This is a genomic window from Rothia nasimurium (assembly GCF_928392795.1).
Classification (GTDB): domain Bacteria; phylum Actinomycetota; class Actinomycetes; order Actinomycetales; family Micrococcaceae; genus Rothia; species Rothia nasimurium_F.
The window spans coordinates 149,057-173,739 of sequence record NZ_CAKMTJ010000001.1 but is presented as its reverse complement, the minus strand read 5'-3'; the positions used below and the strand labels follow the sequence as shown (position 1 = coordinate 173,739).

The following is a 24,683-nucleotide window of genomic DNA, read 5'->3' as shown; positions in this document are numbered from 1 at the left end:
TAAGATTTTTTCGAACATCTTGGTAGATTTAATAGTGAATTACAAATACTCACAGAGAGTTAGCCATACGATTCCTGGGAGCAAAGCTCACAGTTGAGGTTTTTGTAATTGCTCAAGCCCTCACTATCGCACACAGGGCACCGTTATCTACGAACAGAGAGGTTCGATATGTCCGCTTTCCACAAGCCTTCCAAGAAGACCCTGGGCGCTACCGCCGCACTGTCTCTGGGCATGGTAGCCCTGATGGGCTCTCCTGCATTTGCAGCCGACTCTTCTGAATGGGTAGACCTTCCCACCGTCATTGATGAAGGCTCTGCCTGGGTCTCTCCCGTTACCGGCGATGTGGACGGTTCCACTTGGGTCGACGAGAACCTCAATCCCCTGGTAACCGATAAGGGTGAAGGCGTAACCCACGAACTGCCCGAAGGTCACATTGGCATTAACGGCCCCGGCACCACCCTTGATCTCCCCGAGGGTCACATCGGCATCAACGGCCCTGGCACCACCCACGAACTGCCTGAACTCATCATCACCGATAAGGGTGAAGGTGTAACCCATGAGCTACCCGAAGGTCACATCGGTATCAATGGCCCCGGTGTCACCCACGAGCTGCCCTTCCTCCCCGTTGACGGCTCCACCTGGGTAGATGAAAACCTCAACCCCCTCATCGTCGATAAGGGCGAGGGCGTCACCCACGAACTGCCCGAAGGCCACATCGGTATCAACGGCCCCGGCACCACCCTTGATCTCCCCGAGGGTCACATCGGCATCAATGGCCCCGGCACTACCCACGAACTGCCTGAGCTTATCATCACTGCTAAGGGCCCCGGCACCACCCATGAACTGCCTGAACTCATCATCACCGCTAAGGGTGAGGGCGTAACCCATGCGCTGCCCGAGCTGCTCATCACTGCCAAGGGCGAAGGCGTAACCCATGAGGTTCCCGAGGGCCACATCGGCATTAACGGCCCCGGTGTAACCCACGAGCTACCTGAACTCATCATCACCGCTAAGGGCCCCGGCACCACCCACGAACTGCCTGAACTCATCATCACCGCTAAGGGCGAGGGCGTGACCCATGAGCTGCCCGAGCTGCTCATCACTGCCAAGGGTGAAGGCGTAACCCATGAGGTTCCCGAGCTGCTCATCACTGCCAAGGGCGAAGGCGTAACCCATGAGGTTCCCGAGCTGCTCATCACCGCTAAGGGTGAAGGCGTAACCCATGAGGTTCCCGAGGGCGTACTGACCGCTAAGGGTGAGAGCGTCAAGGCTGAAGAGAAGCCGACTGTTGACCCCGCAACCGTAGTCACCACCTCTACCGAGACCAAGACTGAAGCAGCCAAGGCAGAAACTAAGGCTGAGACCGCAAAGACCGAGGCAGCCAAGAAGCCTGAGCTGGCTAAGACCGGTGCATCCGATGCAGCTCTGCTGGCTCTGGGTGGCCTGAGCGTCCTGGGCCTGGGCGCCGGTGCTGTTCGTGCAGCCCGCCGCGCCTAAGCTAGACCAGGTTCAGTTCTAGCTCAGAGACTGCCATTAGGTAAGAGCTAAAACGCCTAGCAAAAGGGCACCTACCCCGTTACGGGGTAGGTGCCCTTCGCTATGCAAGCGGCCCAGGTCAGGCAGAGAGCCTAGCCCAGAATTTCAGGAGCCTTGAACTCTTGACCCAGGAGGTGCTGATCTAACCAGGCTGTGAAGACCTGGTACCAGAGGCGGGAGTTGCCGGGTTTCAGGATCCAGTGCCCTTCATCGGGGAAGTAGAGGTACTTGTGGCCTAGCTCCGGGGAGTGGCGCTGTAGGTCAGCCCAGAGGTGGTGGGCCTGGCCGATGGGCACGCGGTAGTCCTTATCGCCGTGAATCACCAGCATAGGAGCCGCGATATCGGCGGCATGATGACGCGGCGAGATGCTGTCGCCCTCTCCCCCGAACTCGACCTTCCATTCGTGCCAGGCACCGTTATCTGAGAGGTAGTACATGGTGTTGTAGTCCCAAATTGAGGCGTGGGTGACGTAGCACTTAAAGCGGGTGCCCGCGCGTCCTGCCACCCAGTTGGTCATAAACCCGCCGTAGGAGCCGCCCGAGAAGGCCACGTTATCGCCCTGGATATCGTCGCGGGCGGCAGTCTCTTCGACCACCTGCATGATGTCGGTGTAGGGGGTGCCGCCCAGATCGTCGCCGCCGCGGTCGAGCATGTGCTGGCCGTAACCGGTGGAAATCGCGGGGTCGGGCATGAGCACGGCGTAGCCGGCTTCGGTGAAGGCCCAGGGGTTCCAGCGGTAGGTCCAGGAGTTCCAGGACCCCCAGGGGCCACCGTGTGCAAAGACGAGCAGGGGCAGGGGGCCGTCCGCGTCCTTTTCGGGCAGGGCGAGGAAGGAGGTGAACTCGGTGCCGTCGGCTGCGGTGGAGCTCAGGCGCTCGAAGCGGCCCGGGGCGCGCAGCTCTTCGACCGGCGAAGCCAGGCGGGTGACGTCGCCGGATTCGGTATCGATACGGACGGGGTAGGCCGAGTGCTGGTGGGCATCGCGCAGGGCAATGAGAGCCCCTTCGTTGTAGGCCAGGGCTGAGAAGTGGCTGGCGCCGTCCTCAACCAGTACGCGGGTAGCACCATCGATACTGCCGGTGAAGATGGCAGTGGCTCCCAGGTGGTCGGTGACGAAGGCGTAGCGGGTGTTATCAATCCATACGATATCGCCAGCCCAGCGGTCGACGTCGCGGGAGAGCTCGGTCAGCTGGCCGGTCTCGAAGCTGTAGTGGCTGGCGTTGACCTTGATGGACTGGCCGGGCAGCCAACGGCGTACCTCAGTGATAGCTAGACCGCTGCCGTCCGGAGTGAAGGGGCCTGCCGAGTAGTCGTGGGTTTCCGTCGCCTCAACCAACAGCTGGGGTTCTTTCTCGCCGTTGAGGTCGAGCAGCCAGGTGCTGTAGCGCTGGTGGATGCCGCGGGTCTTGGTGTGCAGAGTGACGGCTGCACGGTCGCCGGTGGGGCAGACCTCAAAACCGGCTAGTTCTGAGCGGTCGCCCGGCAGGGTGATGCGGCGGGGTTCGCCGTCCCCGTCCTTGACGTAGAGGGCGCGGACGCCGGTGCCCAGGTCGTGGTCCCAGAAGCGGGTGGGAAATTCGGTGTAGAGCACACCGGAGGTGGCGGTTTTCTCGCGTTCGTCGAGGGTCTTGGCTTGCTCTTCGAGGCTGCCCCGGTGGGCTTTGGCGCTGTAGATGTAGCGGGTGGTTTCACCGCGCTGGCGTACTGCGAGGGTATCTACGCCGCCGGGGTGGGTGAAGATGAGTTCGGGTTCGCCGTGCTCGGGTAGGCGGTAGACGCCTTTGAGGCTCTTGGAGTCGGCTTCGTCCACGTCCTTGCCCAGGGTCAGGTAGATGTGCCCCTCGTCGGTGATGGTCAGGACGGAGGCGCCCGACTCGGGTGCCGTCAGCGGGTAGGGCTTGTCCTCCTGCCCGGTGGGAAGGGCCCAGAGGCGGGGGCGCCACTTTGCGCCGTCCTTGTTGAGGGTGTTGACGGTGAGCACGGGCGCGCCGGTGCGCCCTGACGCGAGCCCGACCATGCGGGGGTGTTCGATGAGCTGCTTGAGGTAGGCAGCGTTTTTCTGCTGATCTTTTTCTTGAGGTGTGGTGTCAGTCATAGGTTCTACGGTATCACCAGCACCTGTTGAGGTGATAGCGTATTACCCTCCCCTTCTTAACATTGCTCCTAGCTGACAGGCAAACGAGCAAAAGTTCCGTCGTCCATACCTGCACCAAGGTAGGCATCTAGAACCTGCTCTGCGTGGTGCGGGGCAAGAACCCGAATAATGGCCAGAAGGTCTTCCCTTGTGTTCAGAGGTTGCTCTACTGCCGCCGTTAAAATAGGGGCTTCTTCCGCGGCTGCCGCCCCAAAGATGATGTGCGGTGCACCGTGGATACGGTCACGGCAAATACCCAAAGCGGTGTTAAGTGCAAAGAGGTTGCGGCCTTTGATCGCGGCACGAGCGCAGACCGCCTGATAGCTAAAGCGGCTCTGAAATTCCACCTGCATGTACAGGGTATCTACCAGGTTTTGAAGTTCAGCGACTTTTGCCTCTAGGTCTCGATACTGGGCCACGCTAACCGGGGCGTCCGCGTCCTCAAAATCATCGCCGGTGAGCAGCGGGAAAATATGCTGAGTATTCAGCGGAGCCTGGTTGCTATGGTCATCACGCGCAGGGTCGGGGTGAACCCACCGGATTTCCTCAATTTCAGCGCTGGGCGCGGCCTGCTCCAGATCAGCAACACCCCCGGCAGTTACCAAGAGGTAAACATGGGCGCGGACGGTTCGCCCCGCTTCGTTGAGGGCCGCCGCCTGGTAGGTACCCACATTCATCAAGGAATAGCTGTCGAGAACAAGGCCCAGTTCCTCGGCAGCTTCGCGGCGAGCGGTTTCTTCGGCGGTTTCACCCGGCTCAGGTTTACCGCCGGGAAGCATGAACCCTGTGGTGCTGCGTTTGCGAACGGTAAGCACCTCGCCCAAGGAATTACGAATGACAAGTGCAGAAACAACAATCGGGGCTGAAGTATCGGTACTCATATCAGTAACCCTATCTCAGTAGCCGATTTATCTTGTCACACAGGCACTTCTTATTTAGTGAGCGCTGGCACATCGTTGTATTCTTGGAAATGAAACTGCCCACAAGCGACAAGGGAGACGCCCTTCATGGCAAAGATTATCTACACCCACACCGATGAGGCTCCGCTGCTGGCGACCTACTCCTTCCTGCCCATTCTTGAGGCCTATGCTTCAACCGCCGGTGTTGAGGTAGAAACCCGCGACATTTCACTTTCGGGTCGTATTCTGGCCCAGTTCAGCGACATTCTCCCTGCAGAGCAGCGGGTAGCGGACGCCCTGACCGAGCTGGGCGAGCTGGCTAAGACCCCCGAAGCTAACATCATCAAGCTACCTAACATTTCGGCGTCCGTGCCCCAGCTCAAGGCCGCTATCGCTGAGCTGCAGGCTAAGGGTTTCGCTATCCCCGACTACCCCGATGAGGTTGTGACCGAGCAGGATAAGGACGTCCGCGCCCGCTACGACCGCGTCAAGGGCTCAGCCGTGAACCCGGTTCTGCGCGAGGGCAACTCGGACCGCCGCGCTCCCCTGTCTGTTAAGAACTACGCCCGCAAGAACCCCCACTCCATGGGCGTCTGGTCAGCGGACTCCAAGACCAATGTTGCGACCATGGGTCACGATGACTTCTTCTCTAACGAGAAGTCCGTGATTATTGAGGCTGACGATACTCTGAAGATCCAGCACGTCGGTACCGATGGCACGGTGACCGTCCTGAAGGAATCTGTGCCTGTGCTTGCTGGCGAAATCGTCGACGGCACCTACATGAACGTGGCTGAACTCGATAAGTTCCTGGCTGAGCAGGTTGCCCGCGCCAAGGCTGAGGGTGTGCTCTTCTCCGTGCATCTGAAGGCCACCATGATGAAGGTTTCTGATCCCATCCTCTTCGGCCGCGTCGTGCGCGCCTACTTCTCCGAACTCTTTGAGACCTACGGTGAGCAGCTGGATGCTGCCGGTCTGAACGGTAATAACGGCCTGGCCGCTATCATCTCCGGCATTGACACCCTGCCCGAGGATATCCGTGAGGACGTCCGCGAGCTCATCCACAAGGGTCTGCAGGAAGGCCCCGAGCTGGCCTACGTCAACTCTGACAAGGGCATCACCAACCTGCACGTTCCTTCGGACGTCATTGTGGACGCTTCCATGCCTGCGATGATTCGCACCTCCGGTCAGATGTGGGGCGAGTCAGGCCAGCAGGCTGACACCCTGGCCGTCCTCCCCGATTCCTCCTACGCTGGCGTCTACCAGACCGTCATCGAGGACTGCCGCGCCAACGGCGCCTACGACCCCACCACCATGGGTACCGTGCCCAACGTGGGTCTAATGGCGCAGAAGGCTGAGGAGTACGGTTCACACGACAAGACCTTCCAGCTTGAAGCGGACGGTAAGGTTCAGGTGGTGAACTCATCAGGGGATGTGCTCATTGAACACGAAGTTTCTGCCGGTGATATCTGGCGCGCCTGCCAGACCAAGGACATCCCCGTTCAGGACTGGATCAAGCTGGCCGTCACCCGCGCCCGCGACTCCAAGACCCCCGCTGTCTTCTGGCTCGATAAGAACCGTGCCCACGACGCTAACCTGATTGCCAAGGTCGAAAAGTACCTACCCGAGTACGACACCGAGGGCCTTGATATTCGCATTCTGGCTCCTGCCGAAGCAACCCAGTTCTCGATTGACCGCATCCGCAAGGGTGAGGACACCATTTCGGTGACCGGCAACGTGCTGCGTGACTACCTGACCGACCTCTTCCCCATCCTGGAACTGGGCACCTCAGCCAAGATGCTGTCGATTGTTCCGCTGATTAACGGTGGTGGTCTATTTGAGACCGGTGCCGGCGGTTCTGCCCCCAAGCACGTTCAGCAGGTTCTGGAAGAGAATCACCTGCGCTGGGATTCCCTGGGTGAGTTCCTGGCCCTGGCTGCTTCCTTTGAGCACCTGGCAAAGACCACGGGCAATGCTTCTGCCCAGGTTCTGGCTGACACCCTGGATAAGGCGACCGGTACTTTCTTGAACGAGAACAAGTCACCTTCCCGCCGTGTGGGCGAGATTGATAACCGCGGTTCGCACTTCTACCTGGCTAAGTTCTGGGCTGAGGAGCTGGCTGCTCAGAGTGAGGACGCCGATTTGGCGGCTAAGTTCGCCCCGGTGGCTGAGGCTCTAGCTGCGAACGAGGAGAAGATTGTGGCTGAGCTGCTGGACGCCCAGGGCTCCCCCGCCGACCTCGGCGGCTACTACAAGCCCGAGGACGCCAAGGCATCAGCGGTGATGCGCCCGAGCGCCACGCTGAATGACGTGGTAGATGGATTTAAAAATTAATATCACCCCTGTGGGGGGGCTGAGGTCTATGAATAACCTCAGCCCCCCACAAGTTTTCTATACTCAAGGATAAAATTATTCCAAAATACATGAATAAAAAATATTAAAAAATATTTAATATACCACCTACTAATTCAGAGGAAAAATGAAACAGATAACAAAAATAACGATCAGTGAGCTATATGGTGAATATACACACTCCATTAATTTAAACCAAAAACTCACAATTATCTACGGACCAAACGGCGTCGGTAAAACCACATTACTAGAGATTTCAAAACTTATAGTATCTGGAAATTTTTCAAAGCTATCAACAATTGCTTTCAAAGACGCTCTGATTCAGTATTCTGATGGATCAGAAATAATATTTTCAAAATTCGAAAAAGGATTTGATTCCGATAAACTCGAAATCACCTCATCTGAATCTTTAATCAAAGCGCCACGATCAAAAGATTTTAATCACTTCGAATCAAGCAATGCGATTATCGTATATGATTCGAGTCTAAATGAAATATATAAATGGGAAGAAGCAGATCAGAAACCGCTCATTGACTGGATTGAAGATAACACATCCTGGAATAGGATTAATGACTCTGCTTGGAGGGATAATTTTGATGGAGAGGTTCGTTCAACAAGTGAGATTTTAGAAATGTACGAACACAAAAGACCATCTATAGAAAATAGTTCCGAGAATCGATTTACAGAATCAAAAATTAAATTTAACCCTGACGCTATCCACCTAATTGAGACGCAGCGATTAAAAATATATGACGGAAAATTTAATACGTTTTCTGGAAAAAGAGGAATTCATGGACTTAGGCCATATGGTCATAACGAAACGAAGATAGAACAGATATCTTTTACAATAGTTGAAAAGATTAGAGAAGCTCAAAGAGAAAATTCTCTAATTTCACAAAAATTGGAAAGAACATTTCCTTCGCGTGTATTGTCAGGTGGAACGATGAGGAATCTTCCGAGTGAATCAGATGTTCGTAAAAGATATGATTCTCAAATGAGCCTCAGGGACCGACTTGAAAAAATTATTCCCAACAAAGACAGGCTTACCAGCATTAGTCTTCCAGAACGTGAATTAAATCCCTCTGATATTACTCTTCTACAAATATATCTTGATGATAACGAACAAAAGTTAGCCCCATTCAGTAACCTTGTAGATAAAATCGAGCTTTTTACTCGAATTATCAACGAGCGTCTTAGCAATAAAAAAATATCTATTGATCCCAAAAAAGGAATACTACTAACAAAATCCAACGATACCAACATACCCTTACAGTCTCTCTCTTCAGGAGAGCAACACGAAATAATTTTGATGGCGGAACTTATTTTTAATGTCCAGCCAGGAACACTTGTACTTATCGATGAACCTGAGATTTCTCTACACGTCTCATGGCAGTATAAATTTATTCCCGACGTATTGGATATTTCAGAAGTTTCAAAATTTAAGTTTTTAGTAGCGACTCACTCTCCTCAAATTATTGACAATCATATGTACTTAGCACAGCGTTTAGGCGAAAGCAATCTCCGATGGGATGAAAAAAATTAAAATGAAAAGTACATTAGATTCAATAATAAATTCGGCTATTATGAACTACGAAGCCACTGGTCAAATACCTATTTTTACTGAGGGGGAATTTGAGTTTGATGCAATCTTCGACCATGCATCTCCTAAAATAAAATTGATTTCTGTAGGCGGTAAAAATGAAGTTTTTAAAGCCAGAGAAATAATAATTAACAACCGCCCTAATATTAAGTTTTCAGGATTTGTAGATCGCGATTTCGATGGGATATTTTCATCTCAAGTATTCCCCGAAATAAAGCTTACTAGCTTTCATGACTTTTTTTCTGAAATTTTACTCCGTAATAAAGAGCTCATCAGAAAGTCCATCGTCTCGAACTCACGGAAATACCATAAAAACAGCAAGGAAAAAGAGTCAATTTTACCTCCAACCATAGATATCGATTCAGTTATCAACACTGCCATGTTGATTGCATCCACGGCAACACTTTTCGAAATATATATTCGTATTATAAAAATGAATATCAAGCTCGGTGAAAAGATGATTCAAAAAGTGGACTCACCGCTTTCCGTATTCGAAACTTTTAAGTCATATGTTATATCTGGATGCGGAGACAGCGACCATAATCTAGAAGAATTTCATGATATTTCAGATTTTATAGAATATATCGAAAACAATATTTCAAGCTTTAATTTTTCAGATATCGAAAAATATATTGGTGATCATACATTACTGTCCTGTTTATCCAAATCACTTCAAATGCATGGTATTGCAAATCCCACAACAACTCCACAGTCAATAGTTTCATTAGTTGATTGCCCACATTTATTAAATCTAAGTGTAATTCAAGAGATGGAGAGTTTTATTGGTGTACATTTGCTTAGGTGTGAGCGAAAATAGCGAGTAAAAGTTTTTCAAAACAAAATATTTTAATTCTCTATTAATTTAATTCAGAATCATAGAAATCGCCATTATGCAAATAACTAACTTATTGTAGGATACCTGTTGCTATTGAGGAGGATGGAAATTTACTGCTATAAGTTCCATTCTCCTCATATATTTTGTGCTAATATGCAGAAGCGTCAACCCACTACTTTGGTAATCACTCAGTGAAGAGCGAGTTATAGTGAATCGTTGCTGATGCGGTATTAGTAAGAGAAACGTATATTGTGAGGGTATAGAATTTTCAACATGTGGTATGGGTGCGGACTTTTCAGCTATTATTTCCAATATCTATGGTAATAGCGGCACAACCTATACAGACTATGAGGCTTATTCAAAAGTCCCACCCGCAGCCAAAAACACCAACCCCCGCACCACCGCAAACACCCGCCCATACAACCCCAACGGCCGCCTAAACCCCGTATGAAGAATCCGCCAAGTCTTGATGTGAGCGATAACCCGCTCCACCACCGACCGCAGCCGATTCAGCACCCGATTATTCCGCCTCTGCTCCCGACTCAGCCGTTGACCCGGCTTGCGCCTGGCCGGGGTAGCCAACCCCAACCCGATATAGCCCTTATCAGCCACAGTGCTCTCATCAAGATATCTTTCCAAGCCATGATGTTTGAAGGCGTAAGCATCATGCCTGGCCCCGGGCACCGGGTCTGTGATAGCCAGCAACTTTCCATCCAAGGTGCAAATGACTTGGTGGTTGAATCCGGCTCGTTTGTGCTTTCCAGAGAAATTTGTTTTACCAAGTGAACGCCAATTCCACGTGGGTATCAGAGTCCCGTCAACTACTAAGGACCCGGGTGCTTTGAGGCTTTCTTTCAAAGGCTGAGTCAGCGGAGTGAGAATCTTCTCCAGGGCCTTTTCGATGGTGTTGATAGCTCGTGAGACTGTCGATTGAGAGACAGTAAAAAGTTCTGCGAGGAGTTCTTCGGTGAGGTTGTGGCGGTGGTAGAGCAGGGTGATTTTGAGGGCTTGGGTGAGGGTTAGCGCTGGTGGTCTTCCGCCTGGTTTTGACCAGGTGAGGTGATGGGTGAGGGCTGTGTGTAGTGTGGCGAATTGCGTGGCTGTGAGGCCGGTTGTACGCTGGTGTAGCAACGGTCTTGTCCGGTATGGCTTGAGGTTATTTGTAGAGATTTAACGCTCATATTTTTGCCGCGGGTGGGGCCGTTGTCTAGTTGGTGGGTGTGGGGTGCGTGTCTACTTTTGAATAAGCCTCTATTGGTAGAGTTTGCCGTCCGATTCCTCCAGGTAGCAGGTGGGGCAGAGCGACTCATAGCCCACATGCACGCCGTCAATAGCCACCTGGTCACCGGCAAAAACAAACTTTCCATCAACGGTACGGCCGTTAAAGAGCGCCTTCCGTCCGCACCGGCAAATAGTCTTGAGCTCTTCAAGCGTATGGGCGATCTCCAGTAGGCGGGCAGAGCCGGGGAAAGCCCGCGTCCTAAAGTCCGTACGAATGCCGTAACACATCACCGGCACGTTCTCTACCACCGCAATCCGCATCAGGTCATCCACCTGCTCAGCAGTCAAAAACTGGGCCTCATCCACCAGCAGACAAGAGACCGGCAGATGCCAGTGCATACGGTTATCATCGGCATTAGGCTCAGCAGCAGAATGGAAGAGCTCGCGCACAGAGTCGTCCGCCCCCACCAAAAAATCAGCCTGGCGAGTCACGCCCAGGCGGGACACAATCTCAGTATCGCCCTTAGTATCAACCTGCGGCTTAGCCAGCAGCACGCGCTGGCCCCGCTCCTCATAGTTATGGGCAGCCTGCAACAGCGCAGTCGACTTACCCGAATTCATGGCACCAAAACGGAAATAGAGCTTAGCCACGCGGCCACACCTTTCAACCCAGAACACGTACAAGAGAACAAAACCAAACCACACCATTCTAGCCCGGCGCACTCCCCCTCTCACAGGCGTCCGCGTCCTGACCAGACGACTTTGTACCACGCAGTGTTCAGAATTCGGTCTCTAAGTGGGCAGGGGCTGGTACAAACCGGAGTCAATGCACCTGGGTATACAAAAAGGGAGGGCCCCGGAAAACCCCGGTGCCCTCCCTGTTCCTCACAAGTAACTTACTTGCCTGAAACCTCGATACCTGAGACGTCGACGTCCTTGAGCGGGATAGTCTTTGAACCGGTCACCAGCTTGTGCACCAGCCACACGCCAATAATGATGGGCAGGCCAATGTAGGCCGAGACAACCTCGAACCAGTGGCCAGCGAAGATAGCGTTGTAGTTCTGGCCAGCAATCACCATCAGACACATCAGCAGCGCAACGATAGGGCCAATGGGGAAGAGCGGAGCCTTGTAGGGCAGGTCGTTCACATCGTTACCCTGGGCCACGTAGGCGCGGCGGAAGCGGTAGTGACAGATAGCCACGCCCACCCAGGTGATAAAGCCCGACAGACCGGAGATATTGATCAGCCAGGTGTAGGCCGAGCCCTCACCCACGATAGCTGAGACGAAACCGAAGAGGCCGATAGCGGCAGTCATGAGTAGGGCGGGCATGGGGATACCGCGGGAGTTCACGCGGGCAAAAATCTTAGGAGCACGCCCCTCCAGCGCCAGGGCGTAGAGCATACGGGATGAAACGTAGAGGCCCGAGTTACCGGCCGAGAGAATCGCGGTCAGAATGACGGCGTTCATCACCGAAGCGGCAAAAGCAACGCCCAGGTTCTCAAAGACCATGGTGAAAGGTGAGTAGGCGATATCGGTGGCGTCGGCCCGCAGCAGGTTGGGGCTGGTGTAGGGAATCAGGGTACCGATAATAGCGATAGCACCGATGTAGAAGAGCATAATGCGCCAGAAAACGCTCTTAAGGGCGCGGGGAACGTCGCGACGGGGGTTCTCAGATTCACCCGCGGCAACACCGATCATCTCGGTGCCCTGGAAGGAGAAACCAGCGACCATGAAGATAGCCAGGACAGAGAGGAAGCCGCCCTTGAAGGGTGCTTCGCCGTCGGTCCAGTTAGCGAAACCGTTGTCGTGGTTGCCCAGGATGCCGAAAATCATGGCGACGCCAGCGATCAGGAAGACGATAACGGTGACCACCTTGATGGTAGCCAGCCAGAACTCTGATTCGCCGTAGGAGCGGGCCGAGAGCACGTTGATACCCAGAATGATGGCCAGGAAGACCCCTGCCCAGACCCAGCCGGGGACGCCGGGGAGCCAGTAGGACATAATGACGCCAGCAGCCACCAGTTCAGCAGCCACGGTAATGGCCCAGTTGAACCAGTAGTTCCAGCCCATGGCGAAGCCGAAGGAGTCTGAGACGTAGCGGGAGGCGAAGGTCTGGAAGGAGCCTGCAACGGGCAGGTTTGCTGCCATTTCGCCCAGGGACTGCATGAGGAGCAGCACCATGATGCCGATCAGGGCGTAGGCCAGCAGGGCGCCGCCGGGGCCGGCTTCTGCGATGGTGGAGCCGGAGGCAACAAAGAGGCCGGTGCCGATGGCGCCGCCGATGGCGATCATGGAGAGGTGGCGGCTGGCGAGGCCGCGCTTAAGCTCTTCTTTGGTCTGCCCGGTGGGTGCAGACTGCGCTTCAGTAGACATAGTGTGCTGCTACTTTCGGTGGTAATGAGCCCCCAACAGTTTTGCTTAGGGGGCATAAGACAAACTTTAGATTACCACCGCGAGCGCCCTGCACCCCCGGGTGGGTAGCGTGATTTAGCTCTGCTTATCTTCGTTGATGAAGGTGACGGATGCGCCGTGTTCGACGGTGCGGGAGACGGTGCAGTCTTTTTCGGCGGAGAGTTTGATTAGGCGGTCGACCATGGAGCGGGCTTTTTCGCCCTCGTCGGTGGCGGGGAAGCGCACGTTGAAGCTGACTTCGATGTCGTCGAGGCTAACGGCCTTGTTCTCGTCGACCTTGCGTAGACCTGAGGAGTGCACGGTGAAGGTTTCGGGTTCTGATTTGCGGCCGGTGACCACATCGACGTCGATGGCGGAGCATCCAGCGATAGCGGCTAGGAGCAGTTCGACGGGGGTGAGCAGGCCTTCGCCCTGGCCAAAGTCGAGGGTGTCGCCCTTGGCGTTGGTGGCGCGGTAGTGGCGGGAGGCGACCCGCTCGACGGTGACGGCGCGGTAGTTGGGGTCTTCGGTGCGGGTGGTCTTGTCGGTCATGGTTCTTCCTTACTGTGGGGTGAGGGGCGGACGCCGGTACCCGGGTAACGGCGCCAGCACGGGTTTTATTTCTGAGGAGGCAAGCAGTTACATGCTGATCAGAAAATTGGAGTTCCTCTAGTTTTATCTAAACTTATGGCTATGCACCACACCAGCCCAGATACAGGTCAGCTCTCAGCGCCTTCTACCCCTGCCAACCTGCCGGCCCCCGCTAGCGGGGCGATGGCGTCCGCCCCCATTACGGGGGAACACATCAGCCAGCTTCCCGGCGAAAGCGGCTTCAAAGAAGGCCTGCGCGTCGCCGGTGTTCTCTGCATCGGCTTTGTGGTTATGGGCATGGGCCTGGGCGTGCTGGTCGCTTCGGTGGGCCTGCCCTGGTGGGTTGCCCCGGCTCTCTCAGCTATTGTCTTTGCCGGGTCGGTGGAGTTCCTGCTGGTGGGCATGATTGCCGCCGCTGCGCCACTGAGCCTGATTGCTTCCACGACCCTGCTGATGAACGCCCGGCATCTGGTTTACGGCATCTCCTATCCCCTGCAGAACGTCAAGGGGAATCTAGCTAAGGCTCTAGCTGTGTATATGCTCTGCGACGAGGCCTACGCCCTGAATACCGCGACGGGGTCGCAGAATTTTCGTAGCTCCCGCATCATGACGGTTTCTGTGGTGCTCTGGCTCTCCTGGTGGGGCGGCTCCACACTGGGCGTGATTCTAGGAGCCACTTTTCTCTCCCATTTAGAGGGCGTTGACTTCGTGATGACCGGTATGTTCCTGGTGCTCTCTATCGACGCCTACCGTGCGGTCAAGGACCGGATCACAGCGTCCCTTGCGGTAGCTGCCTCGCTGACGGCCATCGTCCTCGCCCCGCATTCTATGCTGCTGGTGTCCCTGCTGACCCTGGTGGTCCTGCTCATGATCCGTCACCTTGCCACCCAGCGTGCCACCACCCCTGCGAAGGAGGCTCCCCGTGCCTAGCACCGGTTACATTCTTTCCGCTATTTTCCTGGCTGCCGGCATCACCTTCGCCCTGCGCCTGATTCCCTTCGGTGTGAAGTCCTTGCTCAAAGATTCAGCGCTAGTCGCTAACCTGGCCGCCTGGCTGCCCATGGGCGCCATCATCTGCCTGGGCTTCTACGTGATGGCAGAAATCGACTACTCTTCCCGCGAGGCAGCCCTGCCCTACCTCGCCGGAGCGGTGGTAACTGTTGCTACCCACCTGTGGCGGAAGAACCTGGCACTCTCCCTCATCGTAGGTACAGCAACCTGCGTGGTGCTTGCTAACTGGGTCTTCTAAGGACATACCGCCAAGAGGTACCTACCAAAAAGCGCAGCAAACATACTCGGAGCCGACTGGCTGGGTCTGGCGTGAATCGTGACGAGCCTCTAGGCGAGGAGCGAGAGGGTCAGTCGGCGAGAGTATGTTTGCTGCGCTAATTTATTGCGCGGTGTCTCTGTTTTAGAGTGCTGCGAGCGCCCCAGCGCGAGCTAGGAGAGGGTCAGCAAGCGGAAGGGATATACCCACCGCGTAAGTGATGTTGGTTTTAGAGTGCTGCGAGCGCTGCCTCGTAATCAGGTTCGGTGGTGATTTCGTCGACCAGCTGGGTGTAGATGACCTCACCGGCGGCGTTGATGACCACAACGGAGCGAGCCAGCAGGCCGGCCAGGGGGCCGTCGGTCATGGTGACGCCGTAGTCTTCGCCGAAGGAGTCGCGGAAGGCTGAGGCTGAGACAACGTTCTCAATGCCTTCGGCACCGCAGAAGCGGCTCAGGGCGAAGGGCAGGTCCTTGGAGACGCACACGACGGTGGTGTTCTCTAGCTTGGATGCTTCTTCGTTAAATTTACGGACGGACGCGGCGCAGACGCCGGTGTCGATGGAGGGGAAGATGTTGAGGACCAGGTTCTTGCCCTCGAATGAGTCTGAGGTGACTGCGTCAAGGTCGGTGCCCACCAGGGTGAATGCGGGTGCTGTGGAACCTACGGCGGGCAGGTCGCCTACGGTCTGTACGTCATTGCCTTCAAGATGTGTAGTAGCCATAGTTGTATTGTGGCGCAGGCAACCGGGGTGGTGCAAGGTGTTGCGCTGTGCGGGGAACCGCCGGTCTAGTCAGGTGTGCGCGGTTCGCTAGACTGATATGCAGCTAACTTTCGCACTTTAGGGAGATTTCGTGTCTACTGCTCACGCCGCTGATTCCCATCAGACTATTCGTATTACGGGTGCCCGCAATAATAATCTCAAGAATGTTTCGGTTGAGATTCCTAAGCGCCGTCTGACGGTCTTTACCGGTGTGTCGGGGTCGGGTAAGTCGTCCTTGGCTTTTGGTGTGGTGGCCGCTGAGTCCCAGCGTCTTATTAACGAAACCTATTCGGCTTTTGTGCAGGGTTTTATGCCGCATCAGGATCGGCCCGATGTCGATGCGATTGAGGGGCTGACCAGCGCGATTATCGTCGATCAGGAGCGCCTGGGGGCTAACCCTCGCTCAACGGTGGGCACTGCAACCGATGCCCTTCCCATGCTCCGTATGCTCTTTGCCCGCGTGGGCACCCCCAACCTGGGCTCCCCCACCGCTTTTTCTTTCAACCAGGCGACCGTGCAGGGCACTGGGGCTCGTAAGGTGGGCGACGGCAAGGCCGAACACGTTACTTTCTCCCGCACCGGCGGTATGTGCAACCGCTGTGAGGGGCTGGGCCGCACCAGCCAGATCGACCTGACTGAGCTCTTTGATGAGAACCTGACTATGGAGGACGAGGGCTTCTTCAAGGTTCCCGGTTTCTCTACCAGTGGCTGGTCCGCCCGTCTCTACAAGGAGTCGGGCCTTACCGATATTCCGGTCAAGGACTTCACCGAAGAGCAGCGTGCCGATTTTCTCTATAAAGAGCCCACCAAGATGAAAATCGCGGGTATCAACATGACCTATGAGGGTCTGGTTCCCCGCATCGAGAAGTCTATGCTGTCTAAGGACAAGGAGGGCATGCAGCCCCATATCCGTGCCTTTGTTGACCGAGCGGTCACTTTTGTGCCCTGCCCCGACTGCGGTGGCACCCGGCTTTCTCAAGCTGCTCTGGCGTCCAAGGTCAACGGGGTGAATATTGCGCAGCTCTGCGATATGCAGGTCACCGATCTGCTCGCCTGGGTTCGGGAGCAGGATATCCCCGAGGTCGCTCCCCTACTCGGGGCTCTTGAACATCTACTTGACTCTATGGTCACAATCGGGCTGGGGTACATTGCTCTGTCCCGGTCAGCTTCTTCGCTCTCTGGCGGTGAGGCCCAGCGCGCCAAGATGGTGCGCCACCTAGGGTCCCCGCTCACCGACGTCACCTATGTCTTTGACGAGCCCACCGCGGGCCTTCACCCCCACGACGTCACCAAGATGAACGAGCTTCTGTTGCGCCTGCGCGACCGCGGCAACACCGTGTTGGTGGTTGAGCATAAGCCCGAGACCATCGCCATTGCCGACCATATTATCGACATGGGCCCGGCCGCCGGCTCCGCCGGTGGCACCGTGGTCTACGCCGGTGCCTTCGAGGGGCTCAAGCAGGCAGACACCGTCACCTCCCGCCACTTCTACGACCGGCAGGGGCTTAAGGACGCCGTCCGCCCGGCTATCGGGGCCCTGCAGGTTGCTCACGCAACCCGCAACAACCTCAAAAATGTCTCGGTGGCCGTGCCTACCGGCGTCCTGACCACCTTCACCGGCGTTGCCGGGTCCGGTAAGTCCTCCCTGATTACCGAGCTCCTGGAACAGCAGGCAGATAGCGAAGAGCGCATCATCTACATCGACCAGGCCCCTATCAAGGGCTCGCGCCGTTCCAACCCGGCTACTTATACAGGCTTACTCGAACCTATCCGCAAGGCCTTCGCCAAGGCTAACGGGGTCAAGCCCGCCCTCTTCTCAGCCAACTCTGAGGGCGCCTGCCCCGAATGTAAGGGCACCGGCGTGCTGGAAACCCAGCTGGGCTTCATGGAAAAATCCACCGCCGTCTGCGAGGCCTGCGAGGGAAAACGCTTCTCCCCCGGCGTACTCGAATACCGCCTGGGCGACAAGAACATCAGCGACGTTCTGGCCCTCTCTGCTGCCGATGCCCTCACCTTCTTCAGCGCCAAAGACACCAAGCTGGCCGCCGCCACCAAAATCCTGCAGCGCCTGGTTGATGTGGGCCTGGGCTACATCACCCTCGGTCAGCCCCTCTCCACCCTCTCCGGCGGCGAGCGTCAGCGCATCAAACTCGCCACCCACATGGCAGAACCCGGCGGAATCTACATCTTCGACGAACCCACCACCGGCCTACACCTGGCCGATATTCAGCAGTTCCTCACCCTGCTCGACCAGCTGGTCGATGCCGGAACCACCGTGCTCTGCATCGAACACCACCAGGCAGTCATCGCCCATTCTGACCATATTATTGACGTTGGCCCAGAGGCCGGCCACGGTGGCGGTACAATCGTGTTTGAGGGCACCCCCACTGCCCTCGCCGCCGCCGGTACCCTCACCGGCGAGCACCTGGCGTCCTACCTAGCGTCATAAAACCCCGCCGCACCACGTCATAAAGGCGTTCTCCCACGAAAAAAGACAGGGGGCGACGCCTGTAACCACACCATCATCTAAAGTAAAACTGTGCCAAAACTCATCAACCACGAAGAACGCAAACAAGAAATCGCCCAAGCTGTCTGGGCGGTGCTAGCCCGTGAAGGCGTCCGTGGCGTATCTGTGCGAACCGTAGCCGCCGAAGCTGGCATCTCTACAGGCTCTCTGCGCCACGTCTTCCCCTCCCACGAAGAGATGATGCAGTTCTCTCTCGACTATGTAGGCAAGCGCTTCATTAGGTCCCTCACCAGCCACACCTTCAACTACGAGCTGATTTACAGCCTCGAAGAAATATTCACCGAGCTCTCCCCCGTCTCTGAAGACGGCAAGCTCTTTATCACCGTGGTTGCGGGCATGCTGGCCGATGCCTCAACGATTCCCGGTACCGCCAAGATTCTGCAGTCCCACGAAAAGGACTTCCTCTACGCCTACGGCTTCCTGCTCAGCCAGCTACGGGCCCAGGGCTTTGTGCGCGACGATATCGATATCGACCTAGAGGTAGAAAAGCTTGTAGCTCTGCTGTGGGGAATTAATTGTCTCTACCTGCTCACCGATGGCGAGGCAAGCGACGAAGAGCTCATGGCCCCCATGCTCACCCACTTCGAGACCCTGCTGGAAATCTTCACCTACCCCGAAGAGCAGGACCTCGACTACTTCAGTCAGGAGTTCTTCAGTGCCTAAGCTCATTGACCACGACGAACGCAAGAAAGTCATTTCCCAGGCAGTCTGGAAACTCCTCAACGAGCGCGGCGTCAGCGCTATCACCATTCGCAACGTGGCAGCCGAAGCCGGTATTTCCACCGGTTCCCTGCGCCACTCCTTCGACAGCCGCGTCGAACTTGTCACTTATGCCCTGGAACTTATCGGTGTAGAGACCGAGGCCAGTATGCGGGAGGTATCGGTACAGGGGCAGGACGTGCTCAACACCATCAAGATTCTTGAGCACTTCATCCCACTCACCCCGCGCTCCCGCGCGGTTTCCCGCATCACCCTGGGCATGGTGGCCGAGCTGCGTTCTACCCCCGAAATTAAAGATATTTCGACTGCCAGCCTGGAGCGCATCCGCACCCTCTTCTACGACATGCTGGTGCAGCTCGATCAAGCGGGGCAGATTAAGACTGGCACCGATCTCAAGGTGCAGGCTAATCAGCTAACCATGCTCAGCTATGGCCTAACGACCAAGGCCATCATCGGCGGCAAGGGGTCAGACCCGGTCAACCTCAGCTACATCTTCCGCTCCAGTATCAACGAGCTGCTTGTACACCCCGTACCCTATGCAACCCAGGAAGACATCGACGAATTCATTGCCCTGTCTGAGGGCGTGGGCGAGCTGCACACCCCCGAAGAGACCGCAGAAGAAAACTAAAAGCGGGGCAAACCTATAGCGAAACTCTTTAAACGCCACAGCGGGCGGAACCGGTACCGGTTCCGCCCGCTGTGCGTATAGGCTTCTGGCTAAGGTACCTGCTACCAGGCGAAGCCGATAGAATCCTCAATCTTCTTCACAAAGTCGGGGTTGGCCTCGTCCACCAAGATAGCGGCGTGCATCAGCTCGTGCCCGTTATCCAGGGTGAAGATGTAGCCGGGGGCGTTACTCGAAGCAAAACGTACCTCGGAGCGAATCACACGCACGCCGTCTTCGCGGGTGTAGTTAATGGTCTCAACGGTCTCGTTGATAGACCAGGCCGGGGTAAGGCGGGCGACGGTTTCTTTCTCCATCTCTTCAGCGCTGCGCCCCTGCTCATCGTTATAGGGGGTGCCCACCATAAAGCGGCCCGCGGCGTCCTCTGCGCTACGGTAGTGGGTGAACTGGTAGGTGAAGATTTCTGCCTGGGAGGGAGCGGCGTCCTGCACGTAGTCCTGGGGGACGAAGAAGGTCACGCCGTTCTCGGCAAAGACGGTGCCCGGGAAGGGGTCCTCGGGAGTGGGCTCAGGGGTCGGCTCTGCGGTGGTGGGTTCGGGAGTCGGCTCCGGAGTGGGCGTTGCGGTGGTCGCCTCAACGGTGGGGGTAGGGCTGGGCGATGCTGAACTTGCGCTTGCTGAAGCGGTCTGCGGGTCAACGCGGGTGATGGCTTCTTCCTGCTGGCAGGCGGTGAGGGCCAGCAGGGCAAGGCTAGTGAACAGGACGACTGATTTTCTGGTCATGGTTCCTTCACAGGGTAAGGCATGGTGTGCGGCTTTTAATTCTAAAGACCGCACTAGCACCTGCCCAGTGAAAACCGGAAAATGTGGGCAAGATACCGCAGCCCTCCCCGTGTGTTTGCTGCCTGCCTGCTGGGGAGGGGCGGCGGGCGTCCGCCCCTGAGAAACTAGGACGCCTGTGCCCGGCCTGCCAGCGCCCACTTAGCCTTGGGGTAGAGCAGGGCAATCATGAGAATACCTAGCAGAATCACCGGGATGTGGCTGGCCATGGCCCAGCGGAAGGCCTCAAGGGTGTAGGTTTCGGGGGTGCCGGCGCCGAGGCTGTCAAGAATCAGGCCGATCAGGAACACGATGGTGAGGGCCCCTACGAAGCCACCCATATTGGCGATGCCTGTGGCTAGGCCGCGCTGGTGCTGGGGCACGTGCGAACGCACCACCTCAAAAGCTGCCATGGACACCGGGCCGTTGATGCCCAGGGTGATAGCTGCGGCGTATACCAGGGCGGTGGGGGCAATTCCGGGCCAGAAGAAAATCAGGGACCACAGGCTGAGGTTGAGCAGGCTGCTGCCCACCGCAATGTGCACCCGGTAGGGAGAAAAGCGGGAGAGAATCGAGCCAGTGAAGAATCCGGCGATGACGATGGAGGCTACCACTGTGCTGACGATGCCCGAAGCCAGGGCCCGGCTATAGCCCAGGCCCCCGGTTAAAAAGGGCATGCCCCACAGCAACATGATGGAGAAAATCATAGAGGCGGTGACGTAGTGCACCCAGAAGGCCAGGCGCACTCCCGGGTAGGCCAGTACCTGCCTGATAGAGGCCGCAAAGCCTGGACCCGAGGCCGGGGGAAGCATGGGCAAAGAGTCTGTGACGGGATAGGGGTGGTCGGTGCGGGCCCGGTTGGCTTCTTCCTGGTCAGGGAGCGGACGCCGGGCGGACTCGCTCCCCCGTCCGCGCCGGGCTCGGCGGCCTAGCCCCTGGGCAACGGTAGCCTTACCGGGAGCCGGCCTGAGCGTAAATAGGGCCAGGATCAGAAGGCAGGAACCGATAACGGCGAGAACGGTAAAGCCGCCCTGCCAGCCCAGGGCGCCCACCAGGGTGACCAGGGGTGTGACGGCAACCAGCTGACCCATCTGGCCCATATTGGCGCTAATTTGGTTGACCACCGGAATCTGTTTAGGGGTAAACCAGTCTGAAATCAGACGAATTAGGCTGACGAATATACAGGCGTCCCCACTGCCCACCAGCACACGCGCCAGCAGGGCCAGGGGCACAGTCTCACTCTGGGCCAGGAGAAACTGGCCAGCCGTCATGAGGGTCAGGCCACCGGCAATCAGCACCGGCGCCCCCTTACGGTCAAGCAGGGCACCCACCGGTACCTGCCAGCTGGCGTAGACCACCAGCTGCAGCATGATGAAAAGGGAAATAGCTGTAGCCTCTACCCCAAAGTGGGTTTGGGCAGTGGCCCCCAGCGCCGAGAAGGAGCTGCGGTTGATGATTGAGAACACGTAGGCGGCTATAGCCACCGCCCACACTAGCCATTTCATCGGTAAGCCACTGCTTTCAGTGGTTAGTTGCTCTTCTTGACCACAGAGGACTTCAGGTACATCTGGCCTGCACCGGGAACCTTAGCTTCAATGTCGTGGCCGTTGACGGGGCTTTCGAGCAGGCGGATACCGCGTACCTTGGTGCCAGCCTTGATGTCAGCGCCGCCCTTGACCTTGAGGCCCTTGGTGATGGTGACAGAATCGCCGTCGACCAGCTCGTTGCCGACAGCATCGAGCACCTTGGAGCCGGCCTCTTCTTCCTCAGCGGTATCAGCTTCGACCCATTCGTGACCGCACATGGGGCAGACCCAGAGGTCCCCCTGCTGGTAGGAGTACTCTTCAGCGCAGGCGGGGCAGGCGGGTGCGGGGGCATCAGACATGGGGGTCTCCAAAAGTTAGGTGGTGTCTAGGTCGCTCCCCATTATCCCAGATAGAAGCACAAAACCTCCCGCTATCCGGTTATCCGAGGGCGGGAGGTTCTGCGCTTGAATACGAGCAGGCTTTACTTGGTAGTTGCCGGGCCTTCGTCGTTCATGTCGGTAGCAGGGTCTGAGACAACATCGGCGGGAGCCTCGTCGACTAGCTTCTGGGCCTTCTTGTCAGCCTTATCGGCTTCCTTTTCAGCTTTCTTAACAGCCTTCTCGGTTTCCTTTTCGGCCTTAGCTTCTGCCTTTTCTACCTGCTTCTCGGCCTTAGCCTCGGCGCGGGCGTCCTTGACCTCTTCAGCCTTTTCCTTGGCTTTCTCGGTGCCTGCGGCGGCAGCTTCTTTAGCCTTTTCGGCACCTGCCGCAGCTGCTTCCTTGGCCTTTTCGGCGACGACGGGTGCCTGTTCCTTGATGGTTTCTTCGGCGGTCTTGATGCCGTTCTGCACCTTGGGGTCGTTCCAGACGTTGGCAGCCTGGGTCTTGATCTTTTCGTACTGGCCGCGGCCTGCGCGAGCACCCAGCACGTAACCGATACCTACACCGGCGATGAACGCTAGACGTGCTTTCATGATAAACCTTCTTTCATCAGTGAACTTGTTATCACCTATTGTGCCAAAGCATGCTTACGAGAGGTGAACGACACACCGCACACTCATCTAAGATGCCATCGAAAAAGTGCAAGTGCCCCGCACTTAACGCGGGGCACTTGCACTTTTCCGAGGGAAGATCCGGTTTGGAGGCTAGACGTTGAAGCGGAACTCCACCACGTCCCCGTCCTGCTCAAGAACATCCAGGCTTTCTAGGCAGTGTTTTATTGATATCATCGATGCGCTGGCTCACTAGTCTTGCCATAGGGGAACTGCCTCGGCCAGGGCCTGCTGGGATACTTGATTTTTAAGGAGCTGAAGAGGAAAAATATCGACCCGCTGAGTGCCCAAAAGGTTACGGGTTTCCTCCATAAGACCAGCTGCCCGCATCAAGACGTTACCATCAGCTGGATCCATTTCTACCAGAATATCTAAGTCGCTCTCCGGGCCAGCAGTGCCCCGGGCGACCGACCCGAAAAGCTGCGGGTTATAGGCACCGTATCGTTCCAGCAGCTCCACGAATGACTGCCAGTGGGTTTGAAGCAAAGACCTGTGCTCTAGGCTTTCTCTGCTTAGACTTCTAGTGCTCATACCCACAGTTTACCTATCTGCTTCTGAGAAAAGATAGGGCTTTTCTTTTCTATAAAAAGTGGCCGGTAGCTCCCTCCATGGAGCTACCGACCACTCAATCATTAAAGGCTACATGCTAGACGTTAAATCTAAACTCCACCACGTCGCCGTCCTGCATGATGTAGTCCTTGCCTTCCATGCGGACCTTGCCGCGGGCCTTGGCCTCAGCCATAGAACCGGCGTCGTCCAGGTCGGAGAAGGAAACAACCTCGGCCTTGATGAAACCGCGCTCGAAGTCGGTGTGGATGACGCCAGCAGCCTGGGGGGCGGTGTCGCCCTTGGTGATGGTCCAGGCGCGGGTTTCCTTGGGGCCTGCGGTCAGGTAGGTCTGCAGGCCCAGGGTGGAGAAGCCGACGCGGGCCAGCTTGTCGAGGCCGGACTCGTCCTGGCCACTCATCTCTAGCATTTCGCGGGCTTCTTCTTCAGAGAGCTCAACCATGTCGGCCTCAAGCTTGGCATCCAGGAAGACGGCCTCAGCGGGGGCTACCATGGCGCGCAGTTCAGCCTGCTTTTCCTCAGAGGCGAGGACGCCCTCGTCCGAGTTAAAGACGTAGATGAAGGGCTTAGAGGTGAGCAGGTTCAGCTCCTTGAGCAGGGCCATGTCGATCTTTGCTTCTTCGTACTTGGAAATCAGGGTATCGCCCTGTTCCAGCACGGCCTGGGCCTTCTTGTATTCCTCAAGCTGGGCAGGGTCGCCCTTCTTGATTTTGACGGCCTTTTCCAGGCGGGGAATAGCGTTTTCCAGGGTCTGCAGGTCAGCCAGCACCAGTTCGGTGTTGATGGTTTCCATATCGCTGGCGGGGTCTACCTTGCCGTCGACGTGGATGACGTCGGGGTCGTCGAAGGCGCGGACGACCTGGGCGATGGCGTGTGCCTCGCGGATGTTCGCGAGGAACTGGTTACCCAGGCCTTCACCTTCGGAGGCGCCGCGAACGATACCGGCGATATCAACGAAGGAGACGGTCGCGGGCAGAATGCGCTCGGAACCGTAGATTTCGGCCAGGCGAGCCAGGCGCTCATCGGGCAGGTTGACGACGCCCACGTTGGGTTCGATGGTCGCGAAGGGGTAGTTCGCTGCCAGGATGTTGTTTTTGGTCAGTGCGTTAAAAAGGGTCGACTTGCCGACGTTGGGCAGACCCACAATTCCAATAGTTAAAGCCACGGTTTCTAGTTTACAGGGATGAGTCAAGCGAGCGCGGGAGCGTCAGTGAAGCCCTGCAAGCGGTGCGGACGCCCGCCACCGGCGGGTAGGTCAGG

22 protein-coding genes are annotated in these 24,683 nt (G+C 56.5%); 9 read left to right on the top strand and 13 right to left on the bottom strand.

The window, feature by feature from the left end:
• The first annotated feature begins 168 nt into the window (after positions 1-168).
• A complete protein-coding gene (locus L6963_RS00800) occupies positions 169-1,497 on the top strand; it encodes a hypothetical protein (RefSeq protein ID WP_237206273.1) in 1,329 nt (442 codons plus the stop codon).
• A 131-nt stretch (positions 1,498-1,628) separates the two neighbouring features.
• Here the strand turns inward: L6963_RS00800 and L6963_RS00795 are convergent, their stop codons facing one another.
• Positions 1,629-3,632, bottom strand: a complete 2,004-nt coding sequence (locus tag L6963_RS00795) for a S9 family peptidase (RefSeq protein ID WP_237206272.1) — start codon at positions 3,630-3,632, stop codon at positions 1,629-1,631.
• Positions 3,633-3,700: 68 nt separating this feature from the next.
• Entirely contained in the window at positions 3,701-4,552 is an 852-nt protein-coding gene (locus L6963_RS00790; RefSeq protein ID WP_237206271.1) for an NUDIX hydrolase, read from the bottom strand.
• A 126-nt stretch (positions 4,553-4,678) separates the two neighbouring features.
• Here L6963_RS00790 and L6963_RS00785 point away from each other — a divergent pair, with 126 nt between their 5' ends.
• From L6963_RS00785 to L6963_RS00775, 3 genes are all read left to right on the top strand, one after another.
• On the top strand, positions 4,679-6,901 hold the full coding sequence (locus L6963_RS00785; RefSeq protein WP_237206270.1) for an NADP-dependent isocitrate dehydrogenase: 2,223 nt from the start codon (positions 4,679-4,681) through the stop codon (positions 6,899-6,901).
• 145 nt (positions 6,902-7,046) lie between these two features.
• Complete coding sequence (locus L6963_RS00780) at positions 7,047-8,462, top strand: AAA family ATPase (protein ID WP_237206269.1); 1,416 nt, start codon at positions 7,047-7,049, stop codon at positions 8,460-8,462.
• Between the two features lie 40 nt (positions 8,463-8,502).
• Complete coding sequence (locus tag L6963_RS00775) at positions 8,503-9,336, top strand: DUF4435 domain-containing protein (protein ID WP_237206268.1); 834 nt, start codon at positions 8,503-8,505, stop codon at positions 9,334-9,336.
• Positions 9,337-9,708: 372 nt separating this feature from the next.
• Here L6963_RS00775 and L6963_RS00770 read toward each other — a convergent pair whose 3' ends face one another.
• From L6963_RS00770 to L6963_RS00755, 4 genes are all read right to left on the bottom strand, one after another.
• Positions 9,709-10,485, bottom strand: a complete 777-nt coding sequence (locus tag L6963_RS00770) for a transposase (protein WP_237206267.1) — start codon at positions 10,483-10,485, stop codon at positions 9,709-9,711.
• 120 nt (positions 10,486-10,605) lie between these two features.
• Positions 10,606-11,226 carry a thymidine kinase gene (locus L6963_RS00765; protein ID WP_237206266.1) on the bottom strand — a complete coding sequence of 207 codons (621 nt, stop codon included), beginning with the start codon at positions 11,224-11,226 and terminating at the stop codon, positions 10,606-10,608.
• 245 nt (positions 11,227-11,471) lie between these two features.
• Positions 11,472-12,950, bottom strand: coding sequence for an amino acid permease (locus L6963_RS00760; protein WP_237206265.1), 1,479 nt, complete (start codon positions 12,948-12,950; stop codon positions 11,472-11,474).
• 114 nt (positions 12,951-13,064) lie between these two features.
• Positions 13,065-13,520 carry an OsmC family protein gene (locus L6963_RS00755; RefSeq protein WP_237186062.1) on the bottom strand — a complete coding sequence of 152 codons (456 nt, stop codon included), beginning with the start codon at positions 13,518-13,520 and terminating at the stop codon, positions 13,065-13,067.
• Between the two features lie 135 nt (positions 13,521-13,655).
• On the opposite strand from L6963_RS00755, the gene L6963_RS00750 reads away from it, so the two are divergent.
• Both L6963_RS00750 and L6963_RS00745 read left to right on the top strand, forming a co-directional pair.
• On the top strand, positions 13,656-14,489 hold the full coding sequence (locus L6963_RS00750; RefSeq protein WP_237225448.1) for an AzlC family ABC transporter permease: 834 nt from the start codon (positions 13,656-13,658) through the stop codon (positions 14,487-14,489).
• On the top strand, positions 14,482-14,808 hold the full coding sequence (locus L6963_RS00745; protein WP_237206263.1) for a branched-chain amino acid transporter permease: 327 nt from the start codon (positions 14,482-14,484) through the stop codon (positions 14,806-14,808). Before L6963_RS00750 ends, L6963_RS00745 begins: the two co-directional genes overlap by 8 nt.
• Before the next feature lie 247 nt (positions 14,809-15,055).
• On the opposite strand, the gene tpx is transcribed toward L6963_RS00745, so the two are convergent.
• Positions 15,056-15,550, bottom strand: coding sequence for a thiol peroxidase (gene tpx, locus L6963_RS00740; protein ID WP_237206262.1), 495 nt, complete (start codon positions 15,548-15,550; stop codon positions 15,056-15,058).
• Between the two features lie 130 nt (positions 15,551-15,680).
• Between tpx and L6963_RS00735 the strand changes: the two genes are divergently transcribed.
• The 3 genes from L6963_RS00735 to L6963_RS00725 all read left to right on the top strand — a co-directional run bounded on the left by L6963_RS00735 (position 15,681) and on the right by L6963_RS00725 (position 19,464).
• A complete protein-coding gene (locus L6963_RS00735) occupies positions 15,681-18,038 on the top strand; it encodes an ATP-binding cassette domain-containing protein (RefSeq protein WP_237206261.1) in 2,358 nt (785 codons plus the stop codon).
• Positions 18,039-18,128: 90 nt separating this feature from the next.
• Positions 18,129-18,779, top strand: a complete 651-nt coding sequence (locus tag L6963_RS00730; RefSeq protein ID WP_237206260.1) for a TetR/AcrR family transcriptional regulator — start codon at positions 18,129-18,131, stop codon at positions 18,777-18,779.
• A complete protein-coding gene (locus L6963_RS00725; protein ID WP_237206259.1) occupies positions 18,772-19,464 on the top strand; it encodes a TetR/AcrR family transcriptional regulator in 693 nt (230 codons plus the stop codon). Before L6963_RS00730 ends, L6963_RS00725 begins: the two co-directional genes overlap by 8 nt.
• Before the next feature lie 101 nt (positions 19,465-19,565).
• On the opposite strand, the gene L6963_RS00720 is transcribed toward L6963_RS00725, so the two are convergent.
• The 6 genes from L6963_RS00720 to ychF form a co-directional block, all read right to left on the bottom strand.
• Positions 19,566-20,243: a hypothetical protein gene (locus L6963_RS00720; RefSeq protein WP_237206258.1), complete on the bottom strand. Its 678-nt coding sequence runs from the start codon at positions 20,241-20,243 to the stop codon at positions 19,566-19,568.
• Between the two features lie 164 nt (positions 20,244-20,407).
• Entirely contained in the window at positions 20,408-21,784 is a 1,377-nt protein-coding gene (locus L6963_RS00715; protein WP_237206257.1) for an MFS transporter, read from the bottom strand.
• 23 nt (positions 21,785-21,807) lie between these two features.
• Entirely contained in the window at positions 21,808-22,164 is a 357-nt protein-coding gene (locus tag L6963_RS00710) for a zinc ribbon domain-containing protein YjdM (protein WP_237206256.1), read from the bottom strand.
• A gap of 122 nt (positions 22,165-22,286) precedes the next feature.
• The gene (locus L6963_RS00705; protein ID WP_237206255.1) at positions 22,287-22,778 is read right to left on the bottom strand and encodes a hypothetical protein; all 492 of its coding nucleotides are present in this window, start codon (positions 22,776-22,778) and stop codon (positions 22,287-22,289) included.
• 270 nt (positions 22,779-23,048) lie between these two features.
• The gene (locus L6963_RS00700) at positions 23,049-23,342 is read right to left on the bottom strand and encodes a nucleotidyltransferase family protein (RefSeq protein ID WP_237199207.1); all 294 of its coding nucleotides are present in this window, start codon (positions 23,340-23,342) and stop codon (positions 23,049-23,051) included.
• Positions 23,343-23,502: 160 nt separating this feature from the next.
• Entirely contained in the window at positions 23,503-24,588 is a 1,086-nt protein-coding gene (gene ychF, locus L6963_RS00695; protein ID WP_237188077.1) for a redox-regulated ATPase YchF, read from the bottom strand.
• Positions 24,589-24,683: the final 95 nt, after the last annotated feature.